This window comes from Sphingorhabdus sp. (genome assembly GCF_046154385.1).
Taxonomy (GTDB): Bacteria; Pseudomonadota; Alphaproteobacteria; order Sphingomonadales; family Sphingomonadaceae; genus Sphingorhabdus_B.
This window is the reverse complement of the sequence record NZ_JBJXFW010000055.1, coordinates 1-3554: the sequence shown is the minus strand read 5'-3', so window position 1 is coordinate 3554 and position 3554 is coordinate 1. Positions and strand designations below refer to the sequence as shown.

General features: G+C 53.7%; 4 protein-coding genes. 1 reads left to right on the top strand and 3 read right to left on the bottom strand.

All coding sequences use genetic code 11. The features are described 5' to 3' along the window. A partial coding sequence (locus tag ACKVOS_RS12190) for an SDR family NAD(P)-dependent oxidoreductase (RefSeq protein WP_409212275.1) occupies window positions 1–475 on the bottom strand: 475 nt, incomplete at its 3' end. Window positions 476–491: 16 nt separating this feature from the next. After that, window positions 492–1832, bottom strand: a complete 1341-nt coding sequence (locus ACKVOS_RS12185) for an alpha/beta hydrolase family protein (protein WP_409212274.1) — start codon at window positions 1830–1832, stop codon at window positions 492–494. Window positions 1833–2073: 241 nt separating this feature from the next. Here ACKVOS_RS12185 and ACKVOS_RS12180 point away from each other — a divergent pair, with 241 nt between their 5' ends. Further along, on the top strand, window positions 2074–2631 hold the full coding sequence (locus ACKVOS_RS12180; RefSeq protein WP_409212273.1) for a TetR/AcrR family transcriptional regulator: 558 nt from the start codon (window positions 2074–2076) through the stop codon (window positions 2629–2631). Between the two features lie 25 nt (window positions 2632–2656). Here the strand turns inward: ACKVOS_RS12180 and ACKVOS_RS12175 are convergent, their stop codons facing one another. Continuing rightward, window positions 2657–3433 (bottom strand): SDR family NAD(P)-dependent oxidoreductase, encoded by a 777-nt coding sequence (locus ACKVOS_RS12175; protein WP_409212272.1) that lies wholly within the window; start codon window positions 3431–3433, stop codon window positions 2657–2659. Window positions 3434–3554: the final 121 nt, after the last annotated feature.

Below are 3554 nucleotides of genomic sequence, written 5' to 3'. Positions count from 1 at the left end.
TGGCAAAGGGGATACCGATTAGCCCTGCGACGGACGATGTTACGATCAGTTTACCGGACTGCTTACTCTCCAGCCAAAAGCGCGTCGCCAGCTGGAACGTCGTGATCACGCTAGAAACGTTGAGATCTACTGTTGTTCTCCAGTCATCAGAAGAAAGCGTGTGAAATGCACCGCGCACACCTGATCCGCCCGCATTTGCAAAGCAGCTGTCGATTTTGCCGAACCGTCCCAAAGTCTCCTGAAACGCCGCGGCCGCAGAGCTTTCGTCGGTGACATCGCAAGTAAAGGCCGCCACGTCGCCACCCATTGCTGTCAACTCGGCGACCGCCGCCGCGTTCTTGTCGGCGTTGCGCCCCCAGATCGCAATGCTGGCGCCAGCCTTGACTAAGCCTTTGGACATGGCGAGGCCGAGGCCACCATTACCACCCGTTACCAGGGCCACATGCCCATCAAGATCGAAAATTGCTCTGTTCATCGTGCCGATATTCCCGTCATTGTCCGGTTTTCTTATGGTGCAGTTCCAGCCCGGTTGCCCAACGGCGTTGAAACCCGCGCCAATATTTGTCTTGCTTGCCCCCGGCGACAGTGCCGTTAAGCTGTTCGCCAAATGTTGTCGGCCATTCCCCGGCGTTGGAATAGACGGTGGGGACGTCGAGATAGGCGCGTTTGGTTGCGTCACCCTTTAGAGATACGTCCAAAAATGCGGTGACAAAATGCTGGTTGATCGCGTTCAGCCGATCACTTCGCCACACCGGTTCTTTCAAAAACTCTGCAGCCATGAATGGAGCGTCAGAGCCGAGGGTAAATTCGTTTCCGACGATGTTGTGGCGCGCCTCGCGGTACACGAGCATGTAACGATCAGCGCCGGCCATATTGTCAAATAGCCAAGACACCCCGTCCTTGAATTTGACCACGTCATCCTGATCTCCCGACACAATCAAGACCGGCACGTTGATTTTCGACAGCGAACTTGCATTCCACGCGCGACTTTCGGGCTGGCCTCCCCAAGGTGCGAAAGTAACCAGTGCCTTGATCGGAACGGGTTGCTTCGCTAACTCCTGCAACTGCTTGCGGGCGGTGTCAGGAATGTTTGTCATCGGGTCTTTGTCAAAGCCGTAGTCGGCGCCGGCGGTTGCAATCGCGCCATAACCACCCATCGAATAACCGATCAATCCGACTTTCTCCGGATCGACAAGTGAAAGGTGCGCGTTTGCTCCTTTTTTGGCCTCAACAAGGATCTGCGCCAATATCTGACGCTGATCCAACGTGCGGTCCACAAGCACATTACCAAAGGACAGCAGGAACGATGCGATACTATCAGCAGGCATATCCGCATGTTCGATTGAAGCAACAACATAACCATGTGAAGCAATATGTTCGGCCAGATTGCTGAACTGGGTACCCCATCCGCCATAGCCATGCGACATGAGAACGAGAGGGAATTTCTTACCTTTCAGCGCCGCAGCATCGGTAATTGCCGATCCTTTGCTGGCAATCGAAAAGGCCTGTTTTCCTGGCAACTGCATGACATGGTCATAGCGAACGCCTCCGTCGATCGCGGGACCATCGGACGGATACCAGAATCGGACTTTCAGCGTCCGGTCCGCAGCCTCGAGCTTGCCAGTCACAGCACCCCATCCGGAAATGCGCGTCCGGTTTTTGAGTGTGAAAGATTGAACAATAGTGCCGATCCGATATGCCCCTTGGCGGCCCAATTCAGGTGCTTCGCCGGTTAGGCCTTCGTGTACTGTTGGTGTGACCATGTAAGCAGCACCCGCTGCACCGGCCGCTAAGACCGCTAAAATTCCTAGAAAAATCCGTTTCTTATTCATAGCAACAACCTCGATTTTTTCGATACGGATGGCTGAATGCCAGCGGCAAGAATTGTTTGTCTGGTCGCCAGCAGTCATTTAGAATGCGTCAGTCAAACCATATCTTTATTATATAAATAGTCAACAGCTACACTGCGACTAATCCGACTGGACTTTTTCATCGAAACCGTGTTCGCATAGGGCAATGTCTGAGCTCGTCAAACAAACAACCCGCCGCCTCGATCCCACCGTGCGGAAACACATGATACTTGATAAAGCGGCTTTTCTAGTCGCTTCCGAAGGCATTTCTGCAATCACCATGGAGCGGGTTGGACGCGAAGCCGGGGTCAGCAAGCCCTTGGTTTACGCTTATTTCCAGAATGTCACTACGTTACTGCAGGAACTGCTGTTGCGCGACCAACGACGGCTTTGGGAGCAGCAAACAATTGCCGTCAGCGAAGCAAAAAACTTCGACGAGCTGATCCGCTTCACAACACGAACCTATCTAAAGCATGCCGAGAAAAATGGCATGCATATCCAGCGACTCATGGGCGATCCATCGATTGCGGTGGTATTCCAGCAGAGCGAAAGAGACAGCCGCCAGCGTGTTGTCGAGTTTCTCGCCAAGGAAATCGCACATTCATTCAACGTGCCGCGCGAAGTTGCCATATTGGCGACCGAGCTATCGATGGGTATGACGGGCACCGCAGGGGAGTTGGTCGCGAGCGGTATGGTCGGTCGCAAGAAGATTGAGGAAATTGTTATTTGTTTGTTTAAGGGAAGCACGGCTTCGCTGCGGGAACATTTCGGTAAAGGTTGACGCTGCACTCAGCTCAGTCGTGAATCTATTGTGCCTTCAATCCTCCATCCACCGGAATAGCCGCGCCATTTACGAATGATGATTCGTCGCCCGCGAGGAAAGCCACAACCGAAGCAATCTCGGAGGGCGCGGCGTAGCGGGCAAGGGGGATCATCGCGGTAAAGTGACCACGCAAGGTGGCGACTTCGTCGGCATTCTTCCCATCTTCGAGGTTAAGCATCATCGCTGTCTCGGTCATAGCCGGGCAAATCGCATTAACGCGTATGCCGAATTCTGCCAGTTCGATGGCACCTACTTTGGTCATGCCTATGACTGCGTGTTTGCTTGCATTATAGGCAAAAAGCGATCGGCCGCCGCCAAGTCCCGACACAGATGACATGTTGATGATTGATCCGCCACCTTGCATCAACGCGGTACAATATTTCATGCCCAGAAACACGCCACGACAATTCACCCGCATTACCTGGTCAAATTCATCTAACGGATAATCCCACAACGCGCAGACCGGTCCCGGAATACCGGCGTTGTTGAACAGGATATCGATCCGGCCGAACTGGCGTTGCACGCTAGTCAACGCCGCTTGCCACGCCGTTTCGTCCGAAGCGTCTCCGTCGCATGCCAGAAGCTGGCGACCTGCGCCATCTACGGCAGCGCGTAACTCATCCCACGGGGACCCGGGCAAATCGAGCCCGACAATGTCAGCACCCAAACGTGACAGCTCGACAGCAGTGGCAAAGCCGATACCGCGCGCAGCCCCCGTGATTAGTGCAATTTTGCCCCCGAGCGCCTTAGCACGTGTCATGTTCGGCCTCTCCCACCAATGCCGATAATTTTAGTTATATTATACTCATGGTCAATCAAATCGACTTTCATGGGTAAAATTCCTCGCAATCCTTATTCAATCAGCTCTCACCTACGCTCGT

Bases quoted from the DNA above. Each gene is read 5' to 3' on its own strand.
- ACKVOS_RS12185 (WP_409212274.1), bottom strand. From the start codon at position 1,832: ATGAATAAGAAACGGATTTTTCTAGGAATTTTAGCGGTCTTAGCGGCC.
- ACKVOS_RS12175 (WP_409212272.1), bottom strand. From the start codon at position 3,433: ATGACACGTGCTAAGGCGCTCGGGGGCAAAATTGCACTAATCACGGGG.
- ACKVOS_RS12180 (WP_409212273.1), top strand. From the start codon at position 2,074: ATGATACTTGATAAAGCGGCTTTTCTAGTCGCTTCCGAAGGCATTTCT.